At 72.8% G+C, this 23,332-nt stretch carries 8 protein-coding genes and 3 pseudogenes; 1 reads left to right on the top strand and 10 read right to left on the bottom strand.

Features of this window, described 5'->3' with window-relative positions:
* The coding region (locus tag HTV45_RS00005) for a transposase (RefSeq protein ID WP_215203741.1) at positions 1 to 158 on the bottom strand (158 nt) is incomplete at its 3' end.
* A 313-nt stretch (positions 159 to 471) separates the two neighbouring features.
* Here HTV45_RS00005 and HTV45_RS00010 point away from each other — a divergent pair.
* Positions 472 to 1,524, top strand: a pseudogene (locus HTV45_RS00010) (IS256 family transposase); the annotation flags it as partial.
* Between the two features lie 45 nt (positions 1,525 to 1,569).
* Here the strand turns inward: HTV45_RS00010 and HTV45_RS34950 are convergent.
* The 9 genes and pseudogenes from HTV45_RS34950 to HTV45_RS00045 form a co-directional block, all read right to left on the bottom strand.
* Positions 1,570 to 1,812, bottom strand: a pseudogene (locus HTV45_RS34950) (SDR family NAD(P)-dependent oxidoreductase); the annotation flags it as partial.
* Between the two features lie 13 nt (positions 1,813 to 1,825).
* Positions 1,826 to 3,130 carry a cytochrome P450 gene (locus HTV45_RS35125; RefSeq protein WP_215203447.1) on the bottom strand — a complete coding sequence of 435 codons (1,305 nt, stop codon included), beginning with the start codon at positions 3,128 to 3,130 and terminating at the stop codon, positions 1,826 to 1,828.
* Positions 3,127 to 3,315: pseudogene (locus HTV45_RS33795) on the bottom strand (hypothetical protein); the annotation flags it as partial. The gene HTV45_RS35125 and the pseudogene HTV45_RS33795, both read right to left, overlap by 4 nt.
* A gap of 308 nt (positions 3,316 to 3,623) precedes the next feature.
* Positions 3,624 to 4,445 (bottom strand): RICIN domain-containing protein, encoded by an 822-nt coding sequence (locus HTV45_RS00020; protein WP_215203448.1) that lies wholly within the window; start codon positions 4,443 to 4,445, stop codon positions 3,624 to 3,626.
* A gap of 992 nt (positions 4,446 to 5,437) precedes the next feature.
* The gene (locus HTV45_RS00025; protein ID WP_215203449.1) at positions 5,438 to 8,653 is read right to left on the bottom strand and encodes a hypothetical protein; all 3,216 of its coding nucleotides are present in this window, start codon (positions 8,651 to 8,653) and stop codon (positions 5,438 to 5,440) included.
* A gap of 146 nt (positions 8,654 to 8,799) precedes the next feature.
* A complete protein-coding gene (locus HTV45_RS00030) occupies positions 8,800 to 9,597 on the bottom strand; it encodes a type VII secretion system-associated protein (protein ID WP_308308898.1) in 798 nt (265 codons plus the stop codon).
* On the bottom strand, positions 9,594 to 22,334 hold the full coding sequence (locus HTV45_RS00035; protein WP_215203450.1) for a lonely Cys domain-containing protein: 12,741 nt from the start codon (positions 22,332 to 22,334) through the stop codon (positions 9,594 to 9,596). Before HTV45_RS00035 ends, HTV45_RS00030 begins: the two co-directional genes overlap by 4 nt.
* 12 nt (positions 22,335 to 22,346) lie before the next feature.
* A complete protein-coding gene (locus HTV45_RS00040; RefSeq protein WP_215203451.1) occupies positions 22,347 to 22,709 on the bottom strand; it encodes a hypothetical protein in 363 nt (120 codons plus the stop codon).
* Positions 22,710 to 22,847: 138 nt separating this feature from the next.
* Positions 22,848 to 23,303 (bottom strand): YbaB/EbfC family nucleoid-associated protein, encoded by a 456-nt coding sequence (locus tag HTV45_RS00045; protein ID WP_215203452.1) that lies wholly within the window; start codon positions 23,301 to 23,303, stop codon positions 22,848 to 22,850.
* Positions 23,304 to 23,332 lie beyond the last annotated feature (29 nt).

Genomic DNA, 23,332 nt, shown 5'->3' on the forward strand with positions numbered 1-23,332 from the left:
TCCGGCAGATCACGCCACGGAACACCGGTCCGGACCCGGAACAGGATCCCGTTGACCACGGTGCGGTGGTCGTTCCACCGGCCGCCCCGGCCACCCAAAGGTGGCAGATGCGGCTCAAGCAACGACCACTCGCGATTCGTCAGATCCCCCCGGCCCATGACCCAACCAACGAGCGACCGGTCGGAAAGTCACATGATCCGCCGGACAGTGCCTAGATGCCATCTCTCAGCATGCCGGCACGTTCCGGGGCTTTGTGGGGCAGGCCGCTGACCGTGTGTTCCACCCAGTCCGACAGCCACAGCGGTGCCACGACGTGAAGCGGCACCGGGAGTGTAAATCTAACGGCGGATCTGACGATCATGGGAGAGACGTCAAGTGACTTATACCGCCGTGGAGTTGGAGACCGTGGAATCTGTCGAGAGTGCCCAGTCCGGGCCGCCCGCCCCCGTGTCGGACGAGCAGTTGGTCGCGATGCTGGTGGAACGGGCCAGGTCGGAGGGACTGCAGCTGACCGGACAGGGTGGGCTGCTGCAGCAGCTGACCAAGCGGGTCCTGGAGTCTGCGCTGGAAGGTGAGACTGCTGATCACCTCGGCTATGAGAAGCACGATGCGGCCGGCCGGGGCAGCGGCGACTCCCGCAACGGGGGCCGGGCCAAGACCGTGCTGACCGACGTCGGGCCGGTTGAGGTCAAGGTGCCGCGTGACACTGCGGGCACGTTCGAGCCGCAGATCGTCAGGAAGCGGCCGCGGCGGCTGACCGGGGTCGACGAGATGGTGCTGTCGTTGTCCGCGAAGGGGCTCACGCACGGCGAGATCGCCGCTCACCTGGCCGAGGTCTACGGGGCTGAGGTGTCCAAGCAGACCATCTCCACCATTACCGACAAGGTGATGGAGGGCATGGCCGAGTGGCAGAACCGTCCCCTCGACCGTGTTTACCCCGTTTTGTTCGTGGACGCCATCAACGTCAAGATCAGGGACGGGCAGGTCGCGAACCGTCCGGTCTATGTCGTGATGGCGGTGACCGTGGACGGCACCCGCGACATCCTCGGCATCTGGGCCGGCGACGGCGGAGAAGGCGCCAAGTACTGGCTGCGTGTGCTCACCGAGCTGAAGAACCGCGGCCTGGACGACGTGCTGATGCTGGTCTGCGACGGGATGAAGGCCCTTCCTGAGGCGGTGGAGACCGTCTGGCCTCGCACGATCGTTCAAACGTGTGTGGTTCACCTGCTGCGGAACTCATACCGATATACAGCCCGTCAGGACTGGGACAAGGTCGCCAAGGCCCTCAAGCCCGTCTACACCGCGCCCAGCGAGGACGCGGCGACGGAGCGGTTCCTCGAGTTCCAGGAGGCGTGGGGCAGGAAGTATCCGGCGATCGTGAAGCTGTGGTCGGACGCCTGGGCCGAGTTCGTGCCCTTCCTCTCCTTCGACGTCGAGATCCGCAAGGTCATCTGCAGCACGAACGCGATCGAGAGCGTCAACGCCCGCATCCGCAGGGCCGTCCGGGCCTGCGGGCACTTCCCCGGCGTTGTTCACCACCGCCCACACGCCGCCACCCGTCATCGCGGTGACCTCTTCCATCGCCTCGACACAGGAAGACCGCTCAGCGACATCCACCACCACAGTGCGCAGCGACCGCCAGCGCGCCGTGGCGGCAGCGACCAGGCCGTCCGCCTTGTCCTGGCTGCACGCTGTACCGATCACTTCAAAACCAGCACCCGCCAAGCGCAATACCGTCGCCACACCGATGCCACCGGTTGCACCCGTCACCAGCACGCTCCGCCGAACCGGCCGCCCCACCGAGGTATCCACCGCCGCCCCTGCCCTACTCGCCTACACGGGTCGCGCCTGGTGCGCGGCCGCACGGTGAGCAACGAGCCGGAAGAAGCACAGGTGTGGCCCCAGGTCGGGTTATCGGGTTCGCAGGGTGGCGTGCAGTGGTGTGGCCGGTTGGAGTTGCAGTCCGTCTGTGGGGCGTTGGGTCGCCGTCGATGTCCAGGTGGAAGCGCTGGGCAAGTGTGGCCAGGACGAGTGCTGTCTCCACCAGCGCGAACCGTGCGCCGAGGCAGGCGCGCTGGCCGCCTCCGAACGGGAACCAGGCGCAGGGAGGCGTGGTCTGATCGGGACCGGCGTCCCAGCGTTGGGGGCGGAAGGCAAGCGGGTTCGGAGACCAGCGGGGGTCTCTGTGGGTGACCCATTGGCTGCACCAGAGCGTCGTCCCGGCCGGGATCGGGCTTCCGTACAGGGTGGCGCCGTTCTCTGCGACTCTGGGCGGGATCATCCATCCGGGTGGGTACAGTCGCAGGGATTCTCTGCTGATCTGCTGAGTCCAGGTCAGCTGTTCGTAGTCGTCGATGGTCGGCGGGCGGCCACCGAGGACGCGGTCGAGCTCTTCGTGAAGCCGGTGGCGGGCGTCTGCGGATGCCGACAGGAGGTACCAGGTCCAGGTCAGCGCCGTTGATGTGGTCTCGTGGCCGCCGATCCAGAGGGTGACGGCTTCGTCGCGTACCTGCGTGGTGGTCCGTGGCCGGCCGTCCTCGTCCCAGGCTGCGAGCAGTCTGCTCAGCAGGTCCTCACCGCTGCCGTGTCCCTCTCCTGCTGACTGGCGGGCGTGGATGAGCCGGTCGATCTCGTTGTCGATGGTCGCGACGGCGGCGAGCAGTCGCCGCCGGGCGGGGGTGCGCACCCACGGCGGCAGGAAGAGCCCGATCCCCCGTAGTTCGGCGCCGATCTCGTGTCCTGCCTGCGACATCGCCTCACCCAGCGCGCGTTGTCCGAGGTCGTTGCCGAACAGCGTACGGACCACGATCCGCTGGGAGAGCAGCGACATCTGGCGCAGCACGTCGACGCGGCTGCCGTCTCGCCAGTGGTCGGCAAGCGCCACCGCGCTGTCGACCATCGTCGTCGCGTATCGGCGTACCTGGCGGGGCCGGACCGTGGGCTGGACCATGGATCGCTTGCGACGCCATTCGACTCCTTGGCTGCGCATGACGCTGTTGCCGATCAGTCGTTTGAACGCCCAGCCGGCGTCCAGGGTCTCGTAGTCTCGCTCGTCGGCTCCGAGCAGTTCCGCGATGTGCTCGGGGTGCGCGAGGAAGAGAATCCGCGCCAGGCTCCGTCCCCGTGTCAACCCACCCGACCAGACACAACAGTCCTGACCCCCGGTCTTGGGGTTGATGCAGCCAGAGCTGCGAGTGGGGTCATGATGGTCTCGTCGTCGACGGGGGTCGACCGGCCCACGCGTCTCTGGCGCCGACGCCGGTGGTAGGTCCGTTCGACCCAGGTGACGATCGCGATCCGTAGCTCCTGGCGCGTGGCCCGGTAGTACTTCGTTACGTTGAGTGATTCCGGCTGGCTGTGGGCAGCCAGCTCCGCCCCCACCTGGTCGACGGCTGCCTGACCGCCACAGGTCTGGCTCTCACCCCACCGACCCCGTCGTGAAAACCTCAGTAAGCCACGTGGGAGGCGGACGGCACGACCGAGCAGGTCCGTTGTCGGCGACCAGGCCACGCCGCGGCATCACGGACCCGGGCCCGTGATGCCGCGCAGCGGGAGCCGCAGAGCGGGTCACCTGGCCCGGGAGCCCGGGACCGGGTGACCGGCGTGGATGTCCCCCGATGTCCTCAGGCGGACGGCTTGGTGACCGTCACGACCGACCAGCGCTCCGCGCTCTGGACTGTGTCGCCGCAGTCCACCACCTTCAGCCTGGCGTCGTCCCCCGCGGCCCTGCCGCCGTCCACCGCCAGGCACAGATTGCTCGCGGCGTGACGGAACCACAGGGCTCCCGGACGCGGCTCCAGCCACCAGAGCTGGCCCGGGGCCGCGCTGTTGCAGTGATTCTGGATGAGCTTGGTCCCGATGACGACGTTTCCCGGCGCGGCCACGCAGAGCCCGTCGCGCCGGTTCTTCATCATGAAAATGCTCGCCCCGCCGGGACCGCCGTCCTTGTCGATGACCTGAAAGTCCCACAGCTGGTTGTCCTTGGTGGTCGGCCGGCAGCTGTACTGCTGCACCAGGCCCAGCGGCTTGCCCTCCTCGAAACCGGGGATATCGGCGCACTTGCCGGTCTCGGCACTCTTGATCTGGACGTTCACCCGCTGGGACAGGGCGTTGGCCAGCTCCCGGGCCGTAGACGCGGCGGGCTTCTTCTTCGTCTCGGTCGTCGGCTCCGCCGTGACCCTGGGCGACGGGGCCGCCTTCTCGATGACGGGCTCCTTCACCACGGCCTTGGTCTTCACCGAGGGAGACGCCGAAGAAGGGCTGGGCGAGGGGGACTCGGCCTCGTAGACGGCCGGCGGGTCCTCCGGCGTACCGTGGTCGAACGTGGTGCCGCCGACGGGTGCCGTCCTGACCTTCTGCCCCTCGTCGTCGTCCCCTCCCATGCCCAGCACGAGGAACGGTATGGAGATCAGTACGGTCCCGGCGACGGCCGCAGCGGCAAGCACGGGGCCACGCGGGCGTCCTGACGCCGTGGCGTCCGTACGACGGCCGTCACCCTCGTCTCCCTCGGCGAAGAGAACACCCACTCTCCCCTCGGGCTCCGGACCGTCGTCCGCCGCCGCTGTCCGTCCCGGCTCCTCCCGCTCACCGGAGGCCGGTTCATCCGTCGTCCCGGAGCCGCCCGCGGCGGGCTCCGGGGCCGACGGCGCCGGAGTGGGAGTGGGGGCCGGGGCGGAATGCGGGGTTCGCGGCCCCAGTGCCTGGTCGGGGTCCGCGTCCGGTGGGGGCACCGGTACCGCTCGGCGCACGGCGACCGAGGGTGTCGTTTCGTTGGCGGATGACTCGTGCCGGTCGGGCATGAACGCTGCTCCTTGTCGTGAGGCAGTGGGGAAGGCATAGGGGGCATCGGGGCGGCCGGTACGGCGGCCGGCGCCGGGTCAACTACCGGCATCTGGCAAGTGGTTCGGGGTTCGGGTGCGGTCGGGGCCGCATTCTCGGGGAAGGGGAGGGCGCCGCGCGGGCGGCGTAGCGGTACCGGAGGGACGGGGTGCCGTGGCGCACCTCCGGCGCCCCGGACGGGATCAGGGGCGGAAACGGCCCGCCACCGCCCGTGCGCCGCTGCGGGCCGGGGCCCGGTGACCGGCCGTATGGCACGCGCGACGACGGCGATCCGGCCCGACCAGGAGGCAACGAGCCGCAGCGCGCGCCATGTTGCCAGTCGCCCGGCAGATCACCAGGCGCCTCAGGACCCGGGGGTGGCCGGAACGTGGCACCCGGCGGAACTGGCCGCGGCCCGACCGGGGCACGCGGGGCGGGATCACGGTGCGACGGTCCCCTCCCGTGCGCGGACGCCGGGCAACCGGCGCGCAGGGCGAACTGGTTGCCGCGGGCAGAGCGCGAACACGGGGACTGGGCGCGGCCGGTGACCGCTCGCGCATGGCCGGCCGGGGCGTCCCGGACGGCCCCGGCCGGGACACCGGGGCGGGCCCGGCGGCCGTCAGGAGGCACCGATGCCTCCGAAGGGCCCGGCGCATCGGTCTGCCCAGTCACCCGCCCCCGGCGCCGTCCGGCCCGCGAGAGCATTGTTCAACCGCTCCAGCGCGGTCTCGTCCCCGTCCTCCAGGAGGACGGACCCGGATTCCGCGCTGCGCACCTGGCGCAGCAGGACCATGGGGGCCCCATGGTCCGTCCGTACATCGAGCACCCGATACGCGGTGCCCGGAGCGAAGACGATCTCCTCGCCCCCGTCCATCAGGCGCCGGACCCGGCGACCGGTGGTCGACCAGATCACGCAGCCCACCCCGGCGACGGGCCGCTTCCCGACCGGTTCGAGCGGCAGCCCGCTGACCGGCGCGGGGTCACGCAGCACGTCGCCGGGCGCCATGTCGCCGAGTCCCGCCGCGTCGCCGCGTCCGCGCAGCACGACCCCGCGGTACGAGGGCAGGCGGGCGAGCGCGGAGGCGACGCATCCGGCGTACGGGACGAGGCGCCGCTCGCCGGAGCGCAGAGATTGCGCCAACTCCCGGTGATCGAGCGGGCCTTCGGTGTTGGTCAGGTACATCCGCAGAGCGACCAGGTCGACGCGTGCCGCCGCCTCCTGCTCCGCGCCGCGCAGCGCGGGCATCTCCGCGAGGGCCCGGTTGACCGCCGCGCTGTGGCGCTCCCACACCGGCTTCGCGAGCGTACGGAAGGCGGCCCGCTCGGACGGAGTACTGCAGTGCTGCGGCTCCACGGGGACCGGGGGGAGGGTCCGGCGCCTCGGGGTGGCGGCGGGTTCCCTGCGGGGTGCGGGCGCGGGTGCGGTCCGGGTCTCCCCCGCCGCCCGGCCGGCCGCCGGTTCCGCGGGTTCCGCCGGTGCGGGGGGCGTGGCCGCAGAGGCCGGGGCGCTCCCCGAGGTGGGCACCGGGCGGGACGGAGCCGTGCGCGCGGACGGCGCCGCGCTGGACACCGATGCCGGGCGGGGCGCGGGCGGCGGAGCGGGGGCTTCCGGCCCCGGGCTCCCGCTGGTCGCGGGGGCGCCGTCCGGCTTCGGACGGGGGACGTCCGGTGACGGGTCCGGCGGTGCGGCGGATTCCGGGGCGGCGCTCTCGGTGACCGCGGTGGAGCTGTCCGGCGTGCCCGTCTCCGTGCTGGTCCGGGCGGCGGCCGGGGTGGCCGCCCCCTCAGCCGTCGTCGACCCGGAGGCGAGACGGGCCACCGTCCTGACGGGCGGCTCCGGGGCCGGTACGGGAGCCGGGGTGACGGGCACACCGGCGGTGGGGACGGCGGACGGGCCGTCCGGCCCGGGGGACGGTTCGCGCGGTGCGGCCGACGACGTGGACAACGCTGTCGGCGCTGCCGCGGGGGCCGGGCCGGGGGCGGGGGCCTCCCGGGCGGACGTGCTGGACGCCCCCTGAGGCGTGGCGGGCGCGAGGGGCGCGACGGGCACCGGACGCGTACCGGCGGCCGGCGCTGCGGACGGCTCCCCCCGCTCAGCCGCGCCCAAGGAGGACACAGCCGCGGGGGCCGGGCCGGGGGCGGCGTTCTCCCCGGCGGACGAAGCGGACGCCCCCTGCGGCTCGGCGGGCGCAGTGGGAGCCACGGGCGCCGGACGCGTACCGGGGGCCGGTCCCGGGCCACCCGTGGGAGTCGGCGTCGGCGTCACGCCGTTCGGTGCCGGGCGGGGCGCGGGGGCCGGGGGCCGGGGGCCGGGGGTGCCCGCCGGTGCCGGGCCCCGGCGGGCGGGGCGCGCGGCGGGGGCCGGGGCGAAGCTGATGACCCGCAGGCCGTGCTCGGCGGTCAGGCCGCGCAGGGCATAGCCGCCGTCCGGGGCAATGGCGTGCACATGAAGGGTGGTCCGGGCGCGTATGTCCGGGGTGAGGCGGCCGAGGAAGCCGGACAGGAGGGGCCACAGGGAGGGGTCGAGCCGGTCGCCGCCCCGGCCGACCTCGACGACCGGGCCCTCGGCGCTCACCGGCCGTGCGGTGAGGGGCGGGGTGGTCCCGGAGGGCCCGACCCACAGACCGGCCCGGGTGGCGACGACGTGCCAGGCGTCGGAGAGCCGGGCCACACCGTCCTGGGTGAGGCCGAGTCCGGGCGCGGGGGCGGACCAGCGCAGCAGCCGGGGCGGGGGTGCCGTGGCCGGGCGGGGCCGGGCGGGCTCCTCCCCCTCGGCCAACTCCGGCTCCTGCGCCTCCGCCACGGATTCCTTCGGCGGCAGGCACAGCACGGCGTCCACAAAGGGGAGCCAGCGCGGTTCGCCGTCCGGACCGGCCAGGACGGACCGGACTCCGAACCTGCCCAGGGCCTTGTCGGCGGCGATGAGGGGCAGCCCGGTGGTGACCTCGATCTCGGAGTCCAGTTGCGCGGCCACGGACTGGCCGAGGGGCAGCAGGTCACGGCGCCCGCCCGGAGCGAGCCGTACACCGCGGCGGACGACGGCGGGCAGGGCCGCGAGAACTTCGGCGACGTCGTTCGCCACGACGTCCTCCCCCCACGGCACGCCGACAACCACGGCGGCGTGCCCCGGATCCACGGGTATCGCGTGGAGCAGGTCGCCGGGGTGGGGCGCGTTGGCCTCGGCGGGCCGGATCACCAGCCCGGCCGGGATCTGGTCCACCACACAGCCGTCCGCCGTACGGGCCGGGGCGCGGCTCACCGCGGTCTGCCAGGCGGGTGCCGGGGTGCGCGGGCCCAGGTCCTCGGGCTCCTCGCCGGGGGCGAAGCGGCGCCAGCCGCCGCGTCCCGGCGGGACGAAAACCGAGCCGCCGGGCACCACGAGCACCGGTCCGTCGGGGGCCTCGACCGTTATCTTCCAGGCCTCGGCGATCCCGCGGGCCGGTGCGGGCCGGCCCGGCCGGTCGGCTCCGGCGCCGGACATCACCAGCCGTACCGAAGAAGTTCCCTCGTCCCGCAGGGAGTCGAGGGTCTCGCTCAGCCGGGGCCAGAGCGACGCGGTGGTCTCGCCGACCGCGATAGCGACGATGGTGACGGTGCCGTCCTTCTGCGCGCCCAGCGTGCGGGCAAGGTCGGCGACGTCCGCCGGATGCAGGGTATCGTCCGTGGGCAGGCTGAGCAGGAGTAGGCTCCCGTGCCGCTCGACCAGCACCCGGCGCGCCTGCCCGGGAGGGTTCTCCGGGTTCCGCCCGGCCGGGTCTGCGACGGAGCGCTGTCGCCGGGTGCGGGACGACGTGGCCCCCCGGCGCCGGGCCAGAGGTCCGTTCCAGCGACTCATCCGGCTTCCTCCCACAGTCTGTTCACTGCTCCCACCCCCGGGGGTCCGTCTCCGCACACACATGTCCTGATCACATCCGTCCCTCCCCCGGGACGGACGACGGGCCACCCCCCGGGAGGGCGGTCAAGGCGCCCCGGCCCGTCGTCTCACGCGGTCCCTGACTGCGCCCCGGCCTCCTGGGAGGATTCCGGGCGCGGCCGGGAGGCCGCCGCCGAGTCCATCATCTGTGCCAGCGGACCGGTTTCGAGCACCGCCCCCGCCGGGCTGGACGGATTGACGTACAGCCGGTGTCCTTCGGGCAGTCGCGGCAGGAGGTCGGCCGCGGCCAGATGGTCGAAGGCGAGGGCTCCGACCATGTTCAGGTAGCGGGACGAGGTGAAGACCGGCACCACGGGAGTGCCGTCGGAGCCGGTGGCCGTGACCGGCGACCCGTCGGGCAGCGTGAGGACGGCGACCTCGGCGCCGGCCAGGGCGAGGGCCACGTCCTCTGGGGGTCCGTATCCGGTGACGGCCCGCTGGAGGGCCTCGTCCACCGGGTCGGTGGGCTCGGGCCAGCCCAGCACCTCCGGGGAGGGCAGGTAGGCATCGTTGTCCTCCCACTCCACGATCTCCCCGTCACTGTCCGAACGCCAGCGGCCCGCGACGGCGTGGTCCGGGGGGACGCCCTCGCCCCGCCAGCCCGGGTCGACCGTGCTGATCCAGTGGTCCGGGGCCATCCTCGCGGCCCGGACGATCTCGTCGGGCGGCTCGGGGGGCTCGGGGGAATCCGCCGGGGCCGGCGGGCGGGAGCCGTCCGGGCCGTCGCCGGTGGCGGGCCGGGCCGCGCCGGGCCCGGCGGGGACGGCGAGTTCGGCGGGGACGGCGGGTCCGGAGGGGACGGCGGGTCCGGAGGAATCTGCCGGGTCGGCGGTGTCCGGGTCGGGGGCAGGCGGGCGGGTGTTCACGGTCGGGACTCCATCGGTTCGCCGGCCGGTTGCGGAACGAGAGGCTCCGGGGTGCCGTCCGGTGGGTTGACTCGGCTCGGGTTGTCGAGACCCGCCTCGGTCAGGGCCGCCGCGATCTCCGCGAGGACCGGGGCGTCGTCGCCCGACCACGCACGCAGCAGCCGGTACCGCTGGACGAGGGAGAGGCCGGCCTCCGCGGGGGTCAGCCCTCCCATGAGTGCGGCATAGGCCTGCTGGTCCTGGTCGAGGGTGACCCCGGCGGCCCGGATCTCCGCGACGCTCAACCGGGCACGCGTACCGGCCCAGTCGTCCCCGGCGAGGCCCGGGACACGCTCCGCCGCGCCCTCCTCGGCGAGCAGCGCCTCGACCCGGGGGTGCGACACCCCGGGCTCCACGGTGGAGGCCTGGTCGGGGACACCGGGGTCCGGGCGGCCGGTGGCGGGGTCGTCGGCCCGCGGGTCAGGAGTGGACGGCCCGCGGAGCGGGGCGGCGCCCCCGGTCACGATCCCGGGGCCCCTGCCCCGGGGAGGACCTACCGCGCCGGGTGAGAGCGCCGGGGGCCGCAGGACCCGCCAGTCGTCGTCCCGGCCGGGTTCTCCGGTGGACAAGGCGATGGAGAGGGTCCCGTCGGACGTGTCGAGGACGGGATCCACCGACGCACGGGGCACGAACACCGTGCGGGCCAGACCGGAGCGCTTCCGCAGCATCCGCCCGAAGGCGGCCGTCTGCGCGCCGAGGCCCACGGGAATCACGCGTGCTTCGTACGGGGACATCCAGCTCGTGCGCAGCAGCGGGTCGTGGCGCAGCAGTTCACGGATCTCCAGATGGTGGACGGTCCGGGTGGTGCCGTCGGGCCAGGGCAGGGTGACGGTGTCGGGTTCCGGGCCCGGGTCCAGGACCATTAGGAACGGCTCGCCCTGCGCCTCGCCGGCCGCCCAGGGGGCCGGGTGCCGGGTGGTGGTGCCGTCGGCCGGGTCGGTGACGGTGTAGGAATCGACGTTCGGCCGCCCCGCGGGCGTCCGCGCCGACCAGAGGCGTCCCACGGCGTACCCCTCGTCGGAGACCAGGCGGCTGGGCCGGTCCAGCGCCCCGTTTTCCTCCAGGTCGTAGGCGGCCAGAGACGCCCAGTCGTGCACGTCGCGTCCGACGGCCGCCGCCCTGGCCGCGGTCCACAGCAGGGTGCGCCGGGCCGTCGCCGCATCGGTGGTGTCCCCCGCCGCGGGGTGCAGCACGAACCTGGCCAGCAGTGCCGGCTCGGGGTGGCTCTCCACCCCCTCGACGGCCGCGACGGTGGCCCACAGCGCCCGCTGCCGGTGGGCGTCGGTGACCGGCCGGTCGGCGGGGAGTTTCAGCACTTCCCGGGTCCGGGCGTCCTCGTCCCCCTCGGCCAGCAGTTCCAGGGCCCGGTCCACGGCGGGCAGCGGTGTGAAGGAGGACAGGCGGACCCCGGGGTCGGCCTCGCGGGCCGCCTTGGCCGCACGCAGCATGGCCTCCACGTCGGAGGATTGCAGCGCGGGAAGCGGCTGACCGGCCACCGCCGTGCGTCCGGCATGGGATCGGGCGACCCGGTCCAGCAGGTCGAGGGTGAACGCCCCGTGTGCCGCGTGTCCGGGCTCCGCACGCCGCATGGCCTCCAGCGCTCCGAGGCCGCCGAGCAGGGTCCGATAGGGACCGGCCGGATCGTCGCTGTCGTCCTCCGCGGACGGGGCGAACGTGGCGCGCAGCGCGCGCACCAGCCGCAGCGCGGTCTCCCGCCGCTCCTCGGGGCCGGACACGAGGTCGTGCAGACCGGCGGCCGTGATCACGTCGTCCAGGTCCGGCAGCGGACGCACCTCCGCCCAGTCGCCGGGTTCCCCCTTCGCGGTCATGAGCACCCCGTGCACGGCGGGCTGGTCCGCCGTCAGGACGTGGACGCGGGTGGTGGCGAAGACGGTGCGCCGGAACTCGGAGGCGACCGATTCCGCCTGGGACCCGACCGCCAGAGGGTCGGGGACGAACGGGGCGTCGTCACCGAAGCCGACCGTCTCCGCACCGGGGAGGGCGTGGCTCCAGCACTGGGCGAGCACGATGGCCTCACCCTCGTCCAGCGCGCGCATACTCGGCCGGCGCCGGAGATGACCGGCGAACTCACCGCCGGATCCCGTCACCTGCTCGCCGTCTTCGGGGGCGACGTACGTCACGCCAGGGGCTCCGTGCACCATCAGGACGCGGACCTTGCGTCCCTTCCACCCCCCGGTGTGTGCGTCCCCGACGGGCTCGAAGGTGACCGGGTCGATGTCGTGCCACTCGGTGAACGTCACCAGATCCGCGTTGCCCGCCTCGCGCTTCCACTGGTCCTCGCTGTCCATGATGATACGGCCCGCGGGACGCCAGTTGCGGGTGAGCGTGACGTTCTTGATGTCCCCCGCCGGGACGGGACGGCCGTCGCCGAAGCGGAACGGGGCCTCGTCCGGGTCCGGTTCGGCGCTCTCCGTCCAGTCGTCCGGCTCGCTGAGGATCCAGGAGCCCAGCGCGGTCCGGGAGGCGCGGCGGTCCGCGACCTCGACGCGCAGGAGGGAGGTGCCGGGACCCTCTCCCAGCGTCGTCACACCACTGTGCGACCACACCTGCCGTCCGGTCCGGAACGCGGCCCGGCGCGGCATGGTGAGACCCATGTCGCCGGCCCTCGGTGAGATCAGGGCGACGGGGACCCCGGAGCCGGCGGCCGTCAGGTCCGGGTCCATCGCCAGGAGTTCGGCGAGCACCCGCGTGCCGACCCGCCACTGCCTGCCGTCTGGCAGACCCGCGGTCACGGCCGTGTGGTCGCCGTCCGCGGAGGCGACCAGATACGGGTCGGCTCCGCTGCGGACGCCCGCCCAGGGGCGTTCCGCGTCGGTGGAGGCGCCGGATGGGTCGACCAGGGCCACGGTGCCCTCGACCCGCCCCCCGGGCCTCCCCGTCCAGTCGCGTCCCCGGACCCGGCCGTCCGCGCCGACGAGGCGTGTCCCGGTGTCGAACAGGCCCTGCCTGCTCAGGTGGAAGGCCGTCAGAGCGGCCGGACCGCTGTCGTGACCGGCGGCCGTCGCGTCGGCCACCAGGGTGTACAGGGCGTCGAGCCGGTCCGGCAGGGCGTCCGAGCCGAAGGGGACGTGGTGCTCGCGCGGTGGCGCGGCGGGCCCGGTGGCTGGCGTGCCGAGCGGGGGCGGCATCACGAGGTCCGCGACCTGGTCGGGGGTCAGCAGGCCGGGCCCGGTCCGCGTCAGGCCGAGACCCGGGTACAGCTCCTTGAGCCTGGCCGCGGCGGCGGCCAGGGGCGAGCGCTCCACGTCGATGACGGCCAGAGGGCGCCGGGCAGGGTCGCCCGGCGCTGTGTCCGGGGATCCGCCGCGCGTGACGAGAGGGAAGTCGTCGACGCCGATCTCCCGTCCGCGGATCTCGCGCACCCGCGCCACCGCGTCGGCCTGGACGGCCAGTTCGGCGCGCATGGCCTCGCGCAGCGCGTCGGCCACGGTGCGGGCGTCGCGCTCACCGGCGTCGTCCGTCCGCTGGACGGCCCCGGAACCGACGCGGAAGCGCATGCCGTCGCCGAACCCGGTGACGGTGGTGCGGGGCACGCGCAGGCCGACGCTCAGGTCGCGCAGTCCCTCGGTCACGATCCGCCGCGCCAGCACATCCGTTCGCTCGCGCTGCTCCGCGCCGAAGGCATCCGGGGCTCCGTGGTGGCGGCCGACGTACGACCGCGAGGAGTTCACCGGCGGCCCGGCGGAGCGTGCGGGGCGCAGCAGGTCCGGCCCCGGGGCCCGCGTCGCGCGTAACGACGGCTCGGGGGCACCGGCCGGGCGGAGGGGCAGCGGGCCCGGCGGCGAGGAGGACATGGCCACGGGGCGGGGCGCGGCGTTCAGGACCGTGGACCGGACGTCCGCCGGGGCGGCCGTCGACACGGCAGCGCCACCCCGGCCGGCCGGCCGCGGGCCGGAGGACGTGACGGCCGGCCGCGGGGCGGCGGGCGGCGGAGCCGCGGCGATGGCCGCCGGCCGGGGCGGCCGCGCCTCCGGGTCGTGGTACTGCCAGTCCCCGTCACGGTCCGGGTCGCTCGTGATGAGGACGAGGTGGTGCGCGTTGCGTGAGACGCTGAAACCGAGGCCCACCGGATGCCGCGCGGTCAGCACGGTCCGGCCGAGGGCACGGCGAGCGGACAGGATGTCCGCGAGATTCTGCGTGCCGCGCCGTCCCAGACCCGCCAGGACCACCTGGGCGGAGTAGGGAGAGGTCTGCCGCAGGCGGGGGTCGGTGCGCAGCAGTTCGGCGAACTCGTCGTAGGGGACGGAGCGGCTGGTCTGGCCGGGCCACGGCACGGTGACGGTGCCGGGCTCGGTGCCGGGGTCCACGGCGAGGACGAACAGGTCGGCCGGGTCGTACCACGGCGGCGTATGGCTGCTCCGGGTGCCGGTGGCCGGATCGGTGACGGTGTACAGGTCGGTGTCGAACTGGTCGGAGAGCGACGTCGTCGTCAGGTTCCATCCCACGGGGAGGCCCGTCGGCGACGTGAGGAGGGTGTCGGGGACCAGGGCCGCGTGGCGCGCCAAGTGGTGGGCGGCCAGGGCGACGGGGTCGTGGACGTCCCGGCCGGCCGCGGCGGCCTCGACGGCCGTCCACAGCAAGGCCGCCCCGTCCGCCGCGAGGTCGACGGTCTCGTACCGGGGCAGGTGCAGCACCCGCCGGGCGAGGGACTCCGTGTCGGGGTGTCCGTCGAGGGCCTCCACGGCCTCGACGGTCGCCCACAGGGCCTCCAGCCGGTGGTCCTCGGTGAGGGCCGACGCGGGGTGCAGGTTCAGCACCTGCCGGATCCGTGCGTCCTGGTCGCCACCGGCGAGCAGTTCCCGGGCCCGTTCCACTCCGGGCAGGGTGACGAACGAGGACAGGCCGGCCGAGGGGTCGGTCCTCACCTCCTCCCGGGCGGCGCTGAGGGTGGCCTGGATGTCGGCGATTTCCACCGGCGCGGGCCTGGTGTGGGGAGGGGTCGTCCGGCCGAGGTGCGCTCGAGTGATCCGGTCCAGCAGATCACGGCCGAGGGGACCGTCCTGCGCGTACGCCGCGTCCGCGCGGCGCATGGCCTCCAGGGCGCCCAGACCGGCGAGCAGCGCACGGTAGGAGCCGCCCGGATCGTCCTCCACCCGCACGCCGAACGTGTCGCGCAGACCTCGCACCAGCCTCAGGGTGGTCGCGCGCCGGTCCTGGGCGTCGGTGGTCAGGCCGTACACACCGGCCGTGCGGGACAGGTCGTCGAGCTGTTCCGGGCGGGGCTCGGGCCGGACCTCGTCGTAGGTGCCCGGTTTCCCGAGGGCGGTGGTGTACACGCCGCTCCAGGGGTTCGGTCCGCCTCCGCTCACGTGGACCCTGCTGGGGCCGAAGGCGACGCGATCGAGACCGGTGGACAGCTCCTGCAACCAGGACACCGTGCCCCACCGGTCCCGGACGAAGGGCGTCTCGTCGGAGACTCCGCCCACCTGCCCACCGGGCAGGGCGGAGATCCAGCACGCTCTGACGACGATCGGTTCGTCCCGGCCGAGGCGGCGGATGCTCGGCCGGCGCTTCAGGTAACGCACGGTCTCGGACCCGCTGAGGTCGGCGGGCGCGCCGTTCATCGCAACGGCGCTGCCGACACCGGGTGATCCGTGCATCCACAGGACGTAGGGCCTTCGGCCCTTCCACGGCACAGGGTGGGGTGCGCCGAGGGACTCGACCGCGACCGGATCGACGTCGTTCCACTCGGTGAACCTCGCCAGGTCACGACTGTTCTCTTCGCGTGTCGCCTGGTCGGAGGGGGTCATCATCATACGGCCGGCCGGACGCCCGTCAAGGACGAGGGTGACGCTCTCCAGGTCCCTCATCCAGAAGGACTGGTGGTCGACGGAGTTGACGTAGTCCCCGCCCATGCCGGGTCGATCGGACGCGTCCCAGTCGTCCGGTTCGCTCCGTACCCAGGTCCCCAGCGGCAGTCCGGACCGGCGTGGGTCGGACACCTCGATGTGCAGGCTTCCGGTCTGCTGCGGGTCCGCCACCAGAGCCATCCGGCCGGTGTGGGCCCAGACCGTCCGGTCGGAGTGGAAGGAGGTCATCCGGGGCAGTTCGAGGCCCTCGGCACCCGCCCGCGGGAAGACCAGTGCCACCTGCGTGTCCGGGGCGGCGGCGGCCAGGTCCGGGTCCATGGCCACCAGTTCGGAGAACACCGCGGCGGAGAGGTCGTAACGCGTTCCGTTGGGCAGGGCCAGGGTGGCTCCCCAGAAGCTTCCGTGGGCGGTACCGAACAGGAACGGTTTCGTCGTACTCGGCCACGGCAGCGGCGAGGGGGTGGTGGTGTCGCTGCCCAGCACCCTCTCCCGCGCGGCCGAGTCCGCGAGCCGGCCCCGAAGACCGGTCCAGTTCCGCCCCCGGAACGTGCCGTCCGCCGCCCGGAGACGGGTCCTCGGGCCGAACAGCCCCTGACCGCTCAGGTGGAAGGCGGTGAGCTGCTCGACGCTGGAGGCGTAGCCCTGGGCCTGCGCGTCGGCCACCAGCGTGTACAGGGTGTGCAGCCGGTCCGGCATGACGTCGGCAGTGAGATCGGCGCGGGGCCGCGCCGGTGCGGGGGGCGGCACCGTCGCGCCCCTGGGCCGTTGCAGCACGAGGTCGGCCGCCCAGTCGAGGCTCACGTCGTCGTCCGGGGCGGCGTAGAGGTCCAGTTCCGGAAGGACCCGCTTGAGGGTGTCGACCGCGCCCGCCAGCGGGGATCGCCGCACGTCCAGGACGGCGCTGCGGTGCCCGGGGCGGGGGTGCGGGTCGTCGGCCTCCGCACTCCGGACGTTTACCGGGAAGTCGTCGGCGGTGAGCCGACGCCCGCGGGCGCGATGGACCGCGTCCAGTTGGTCCGGGTGGACGGTCTGCTGGAGGTGCACGCGGATCGCTTCCCGCAGGGCGTCGGCGACAACCTGGGCGGAAGCGAGCCCGGCCCCCTCGACCGGCCGGGCAGGGCCGGATCCGACGCTGAAGCGGGAGCCGTCGCCGTGGCCGGTGACCGTGGTCAGAGGGATACCCAGCCCGGCGCTGAGGTCCCGCACCCCGGCCGTCACGATCCGGCGTGCCAGGCCGCCGATCCGGTCGAGCTGGTCCTGGTCCAGGTCCGTGCGGCCGTCGACAAAGTCGATGTGCGGCCGGCGTGGGCCTTGCTGCGCGGGGGCGGCGGCCCGCACGGTCAGCAACCGGGTGTCCGGGGCCGCCGAGGGGGGCGCCTCCGGTACGCCGGCGGACGGTGCGTCGGTGACCGACCTGTGCCTCCCGGGGGTGCCAGGCGGGCCGGGTCGCTGCAGTGCGGGGCCCACCGGGCTCGGGGTCCGGGCCGGGGGCGGGGCGTTCTGGACGAGGGGCGCGGAGTCCACGGCCCGGCGCGACCGGGGCCCCGAACCAGCAACCGGAGGCGCCAGCAACACGTTCGCCGCACTGGACTCACGCTCCGGCTCCGGCTCCGGCTCCGGCTCCGGCTCCGACGTGATGGCCTCCGGGCTGCCCACCGTCTCCTCGATCCCCAGCAGACCGGCCGATACCGCGAAATCCTCCGAGGAGAGATGCGCACGGAGACTGTTGACGAACTCCTCGTTCCCGGCCAATGCCTGCCGGGCATCCGAAGACAGTGACGCCAGCAGACTCACCCGTTCATCCGCATGGACGACCGGAAGCCGCACAGCCAGATCCGCCAGGTCCGGCGAGGAGAAACTGCCACGGAACGTGGAATGCGGCGTCAACGTCGGCCGGAACGTCAGGCCCGAGCCATGCTCACCGAACAGCTCGCTGACATACTCGTCAAGCTGATCAAGCCGGCTCTCCCGCGAATAAACATCCGCGAGCGCCTCCCGCTGTTCCCTGTCCACCTGCGTCTGCTTCGCAAACCAAGCAGCATCAGCAGGCGCCTTGGGAACCTGCTCGAACTCCTCCTGCGTCCGCACCGGGAAAGTATCCACCGGGGTCAGAATCTGCCGACCGGACACCGGATCAACGGTCGTGCGATACACCACAATATTAAGACCGTCCACCCTCCCCGCCTCGATCTGCCCCTTCAACGTCGGCCACTCAATACGATTCAGCACACTGGTACCGGTGGTCCCGTCCAGAACATGTGCCGTCGCCCAACCCGTCAAAGCCTCCACATACGTCTTCGACAACTGCTCCCACAACACACCCAGCGCCGGAGACGCACTCCACGTCGGCAGACCAAACAGCAGACCATCGAACAACCGGCCCTGGATCGACGCCTCCAGCACCACACCATGACCCACACTCGCGTCCTCAGTCGGGATCGCAGACCCCATCTTCGACCACAGACCACCATGATCCGCAGACGCAACGGCGTGCGCCTCAACCGCCTCCGCGAAACCCTCCTTGCCCTGATGACGGTGATACCACGCGTACTGAATCCTGTTCCCATACACCCCAGGCTGCTGAAGACCCCTGATAATCGCATCGATCGCCGCACGATCCACCGGACCCGGCTCACCCGACGTCAGATCCCGGTCAATATTACGAAGGAAATCCTGAACACCCCGATTGAAATCAGCATCAGCCGCCAGCGCATGAATCCCCATGATCCGATGCTGAAGCTCCTTCTTATCCCGGAGAAACTTCACCTCCGGCGTCACCACATCCGAACCCGACGACATCGACGACATCGACGACATCGTGCTCGTCCGACGCGGACCCACCGGCCGCACCCCACCCCCCGAACCAACAACCGGAGGCGCCAACAGAGCGGCCGAGGCCTCGCCACCCTCAACCGATCCCGAATCCGACGTAATGAGGTCCGGTGTGGCGACCACCGGTGTGCCGGGATCCGACGACATCTCCCGCTCGGCACGCTCGAACAACGCACGGGGCCCGCCCAGGATGTACGGGTTGTCGAAGCTGCCGAGAACGCCCGCCCGGCCCGCACCATAGAGTCGCTCCAGCAGAGGAAGCAGAACCGGATCGTTGTCCCGGACCCACTCCGCACCGTTGTTGCGTACCGACCCGGTAGCCACATCGTTGCCCGTGTTCACCGCCAGATAGGTGTTGGTGAGCTGGGCAAAATAGTCATGGGCGTTACTCGCGGAATAGCTGGCCCCGGGGCCGTCCGGCCAGCGGGAATGCTCCCCCGCGGCACGCTTGGCCCGGAAATGGTCATCAATCTGCTTCTGCTCGTCCGGACCGAGGACTTCATGAATAGCGTGGGCCAGTTCATGACGCAGAGCCCCGTAACCATCCGCCTGGATCCCGGCCCCCGGCACGGTGGTCGTCTCACCGAGCAGGTTCTCCTCACCGATCGCGACCAGGCCATTGACGTAAAGAGCCCGCTCGACACCCAATCGCCGGCCGCCCACGTCCGCACCCCGCAAGCCACTGAACTGAGGCAGCGAAGTCAACTCCACCCCACGCGGCACCACAACCACCCGCCGCCCACCGACCAGCAAAGACACCGCCACATCAGGATCCCCCAACATCCCAGCGACAATGCTCTCCGCCTCCTGCCGGGCCCGGCCGAGGAGACGGACGGCGTCCGGATCGGTCTGCGGCCCGGAGTTCACCCGGCCCGATGAGGTGTCCTCCGCCCTGTCGACCAGCAACTGGGCCGCCGTCGCCGCGAAGTCCTCTGGAGACAGGTGCGCACGGAGACTGTTGACGAACTCCTCATTGGTGGACAGCTCCCGCCGGCCCTCGGAGGGCAACGAGTCCAGGAGGCGGGCACGTTGGTCCGCGTGTACGAAGGGGAGCCGGGAGGCGAGGTCCGCGACCGGTGCCGTGTGGAAGCTGTCGCGAATGGTGGGGTGCGGTGTGAGGGCCGGGTCCGACGATGTGGTGAGGAGCGGCCGGGCCACCACCGGTGCGGGCTCCGGCGCAGCGGAATCCGGCTGGTCGGTGGGAGTGTCGGCGGAGGTGAGGGTCCGGGGCCGGGGTGCGGGGGCAGGGGCCGTCTGCCGCGCGGAGACGGAGGCGGTGGGGATCGCCATGGGGAGGCCCGTGGGATCCGCGATGAGGGGTGTGACGTCGGGTTCGCGGGGCGGCAGGCCGAGTTCGGTCCGGAGCCGGTCGGCGAGCGCGGCGGCCTCGCCGGGTCCGGCTCCCGCCACCAGCAGGTCGGCGACGTCCCGGACGGCGTCGCGGTACGGGCCGGTGGCGTACCGGGAGTCGGCGCGGGCAGGGTGGGCCTCCAGCGGGAGGACCAGGGCCGTGGCCGTGCTCCACGCCCGGGAGGAGCCGGCTGCCGGATCGCCGTCCAGCGGCCGGGGGCCGGGGTTCGCGGCGTCCGCGAAGTCCGTGTACGCCTCCTGCCACAGCCGCCCGGTGGTGTTCGCCGCGATCGTGTCCAGGGCGGACGGCCACGGTCCGGGATCCAGCATCAGCAGGCGGGTCTGGTCGGCGGCGGGGAGTCCGGCGTCCCGCAGGGGCACCTCGGTGTTGCCCAGGTCCCATTGGACCCGCAGTTCGGGGGGGACGGGGATGCCCAGCGCGTGCAGGCGGTCGGGGGAGACGGTGCCGCTGAGGTCGAGGTCGGGTATGCCGTCCGCCAGATCCTGGGGGGTGACCTGTCCGGCGATCCACTGGCGCTGGACGTCGTCGCGTTCGACGACCGGGCCGGCGTGCTTCGGGAGGTCCGGGGACAGGGTGTGGGGGTCCACCAGGCGGTCCCGGAGCAGCTCCTCGGCCGACGTCAGGTCCTTTCCGGCGCGCGCGGCCCGGTCCAGGGCCTGTTCGAGGAGGGCGGGGTCCTGGCTGGTCCCCGCACCGGACTCCAGGCGGTCGCGGAGGTCCTGGACGGTGTCGAGTGCGTCCGTCAGCCGCCGCAGCGCGTCGGCGTGCTGGTCGCCCAGGGAGTCGAGGTCCGCGTTCCGAACGGTCTCGTCCGGTCCGTCGGGCTGCGGGGCGTGCGGGGGCGGCGCGTCCGCCTCGTTCTCCGGGGCGGGGTCGTCCGCCGGGGTCTCACCGGGGTGGCTCTCGGGGGGTGTCGGGGACGGGGACGGGCCGCGTGCCGGGGGTGGGGTGGCGGTCTCCGGCTGGGGCGATTGGGGGCGTGGCTGCGGCTGGTTCCACTCGGCCACGTCTTCCCGGACCTCCTGGGGGTCCGGGGTCTGCGGGAGGTCGCCCGGGCGGAGGTGCCGTTGTGGATCGGACGCGGTGTCCGGAAGGGGCTGGGAGGCGGTGGGGACCCGTCCTCCGGGGGTGCCCGCCGTCGCTTCGGGGCCGCGGGCGTCCGCGGGAGGGGCCGTGGGGGGGCCGGGGGTCGGCAGGGGGCCGTCGAACTGGGCGACGCGGTTGAGGCCGTTGTGGTGCCGGAGTTCGTCGAGTCCATTCGTCTGGTTCGGACGGGTGGCGGGGCCGGGGCCGTTCAGAGATCCGTTGCCGCCGTTGAGGGAGCCGGGGCCCCCGATGGCGTTCGATCCGTCGATCCCGTGGCGGCCGGTCTCCTGGTCCAGACCGGTGAAGCCGCCGGGGCCGTTCAGTCCGTTGGGGCCGTTCAGGCCGTTCAGCCCGTTGGGGCCGCCCGTTTCCGTGCGGAAGGGCCTGTTGTGGTCGCCCACGTTCCCGACGTCCGGGCCGCGCCCGCCGAGGGGGCCGTCCAGGCCGCGGCCGTTCCCGCCGCCCTCGGTGTCCTGGTTGGAGAAGCCGTTCCCCCCGCCGCCCGGGCCTCCGCCGACGGAGCCGCCGCCCGTGAAGTCCGTCCTCAGGTCGCTCTTGAACGAGAAGAAGTTGTTCAGGGCTCCGCCCAGGCCCTCCCCCAGGCCGATCAGTCCCCGTTCGAACTGCCTGCTGATGATGGCGCCCAGGGCGGTCCACTGCCCGACTTCGAAGCCGCCGTAGAAGATCTCGTTGACGAGTCCCTCGGCAAGGGTCTCCGCGGCGCCCTCGCTCGGGGCCTGGCCGATCTCGTCCACGATCTCGCGCCGGATGTCGAAGCCCCCGCGACCGCCCGGCAGGTCGTCGAACTGGTTCCTGCCGGGGCCGTTGCCCAGGGTGTCGCCGAGGTCGTCGCCCCACTTGTTGCCGGGGGGGTCCTTCATCCAGTTGTCGAAGAAGTTGTTCAGGCCGTCGGTGAACCGCCGGACGATCCCGCCGAAGAGGTCCGCGAAGGCGCCGACCAGGGCGCCGAACGCCGCGGCGATGCCGACGTCCTTCCAGTCGACCCCGCCGGGCCGCTGGCCGCCCGGTGCCCACCGCATCAGGGCCAGCCGCGTCCCCAGGGTGAGCAAGGCCTCCTCGATCGCCTCGGGGATGGCGGAGAAGAGGGGGATCCGGTTGGCCAGTTCGTGCAGGATGACCAGCATCCGGACCCGGGCGATCATCTTCCGCAGGGCGATCTGCGAGGCGGAGGCCCCGGCGGTGACGGCCGCCAGGGCGGTGAGGACGGCGATCTCCGCGGCCAGCCTGATCAGTTCGGCGATCAGGTTCCACTTGGCCTCGCGGACGTCCATAGCCGTCTTCCGCAGGCCGGTGGACGCCTCGCCCATGCCGTCGGTCAGCTTGTCCAGCTCCGGCCGGACGACGCCCATCGCCGCGACGAAGTTCGTGCCGACGTCCCCGGGCAGCGCGTCACCGACGAAGGAGACGCTGTCGTCGACCTTCCCCTTGAGGGTGTCGACCTTGCCGCGCGTGGCCTCCATGATCTGGCCGCGCACGGCGGCGACGTCCTCGTCCGTGAGGGGGAACCACTCCCCGACGACAGCGAACATCAGATTCCGCAGATGTTCGTTGGGCATGAGCGCCATGAGTCAGCCCCGCCGGCCGCCGTCGCCCGGTCCGCCGATGTCGTACGAGTCGATCTCCTGGTCGATGCCGTCCAGGATGTCGCTCTGCGTGGTCGACGTCGCGTTCAGGTTCAGCAGGGTGGCGTCGCTGGTCCTCTCCAGGACCTCACCGAGCGCTCCGAGCGAACCCGAGATGGAGTCCCGGTTGCTGACGTAGTTCGCCTCGATCTTCCGGCCGTTGTCGTCGTTACCGGTCCAGGAGGTGTCGGCCATGGCGGCGTCGAACTCGGCGAGGATGCTCCAGGTGTAGGAGCCCAGTTCGGAGAGCACGGCCTTGCCCTTCCGGAGGCTATCGGGATCGACTTCGAAGGTCTCGTCGTCATTCATGTCCGTCTCCTCGTACTCCTCGTAACGCGTCGGTTCACGCCACTGCCCGCCACCCGTGGTGGCGTCCCTACCCCGGTGCCTCGGACCGCCGTGCCGCCATGCCGCCATGCCGCCATGCCGCCATGCCGCCCGGCCGGTCTACGGCTCGTCCCCGTCGATCTCGTCACGCAGCCGGTCCCCCGCCGTACGCGGCAGGGACTCCTCGGGCAGGAGGTGGGCCGCGGGGCCGAGGATACGGTCCCAGTCCAGCTCCATCCCCGGCAGCTCGGGCATGACGGCACTCGGCCGGGTGAGCGGCTCGAAGAGGTCGCGCACCATCCGGGAGTGGTGCGAGCGGGCCTCCTGGATGGTGCCGAGCACCGCTTCGGAGAGCTGCGAGGCGGACATGGAGCGGTACTTGCCGTCCAGGAACCTGACCTCCGTCACCTCCCCCTGGCCGCCCACCGACACCTCCACCGACCCGTCGGGGGAGAAGGCGGACGAGGTGAAGGCGCTCAACTGACGCTCGGCGTCGGCCGCGGCGCTCTGGACTGTCTCCAGTTGTGCGGTCGCCTCCGCGAGCCGCTTCGCCAGCCGTTCGGTTTCCTCGCTCATCGACGTCTCCCGTTCCTCGGAGTCACCAG

Source organism: Streptomyces sp. CHD11 (assembly GCF_018638295.1).
In the GTDB taxonomy this organism is placed as follows: domain Bacteria; phylum Actinomycetota; class Actinomycetes; order Streptomycetales; family Streptomycetaceae; genus Streptomyces.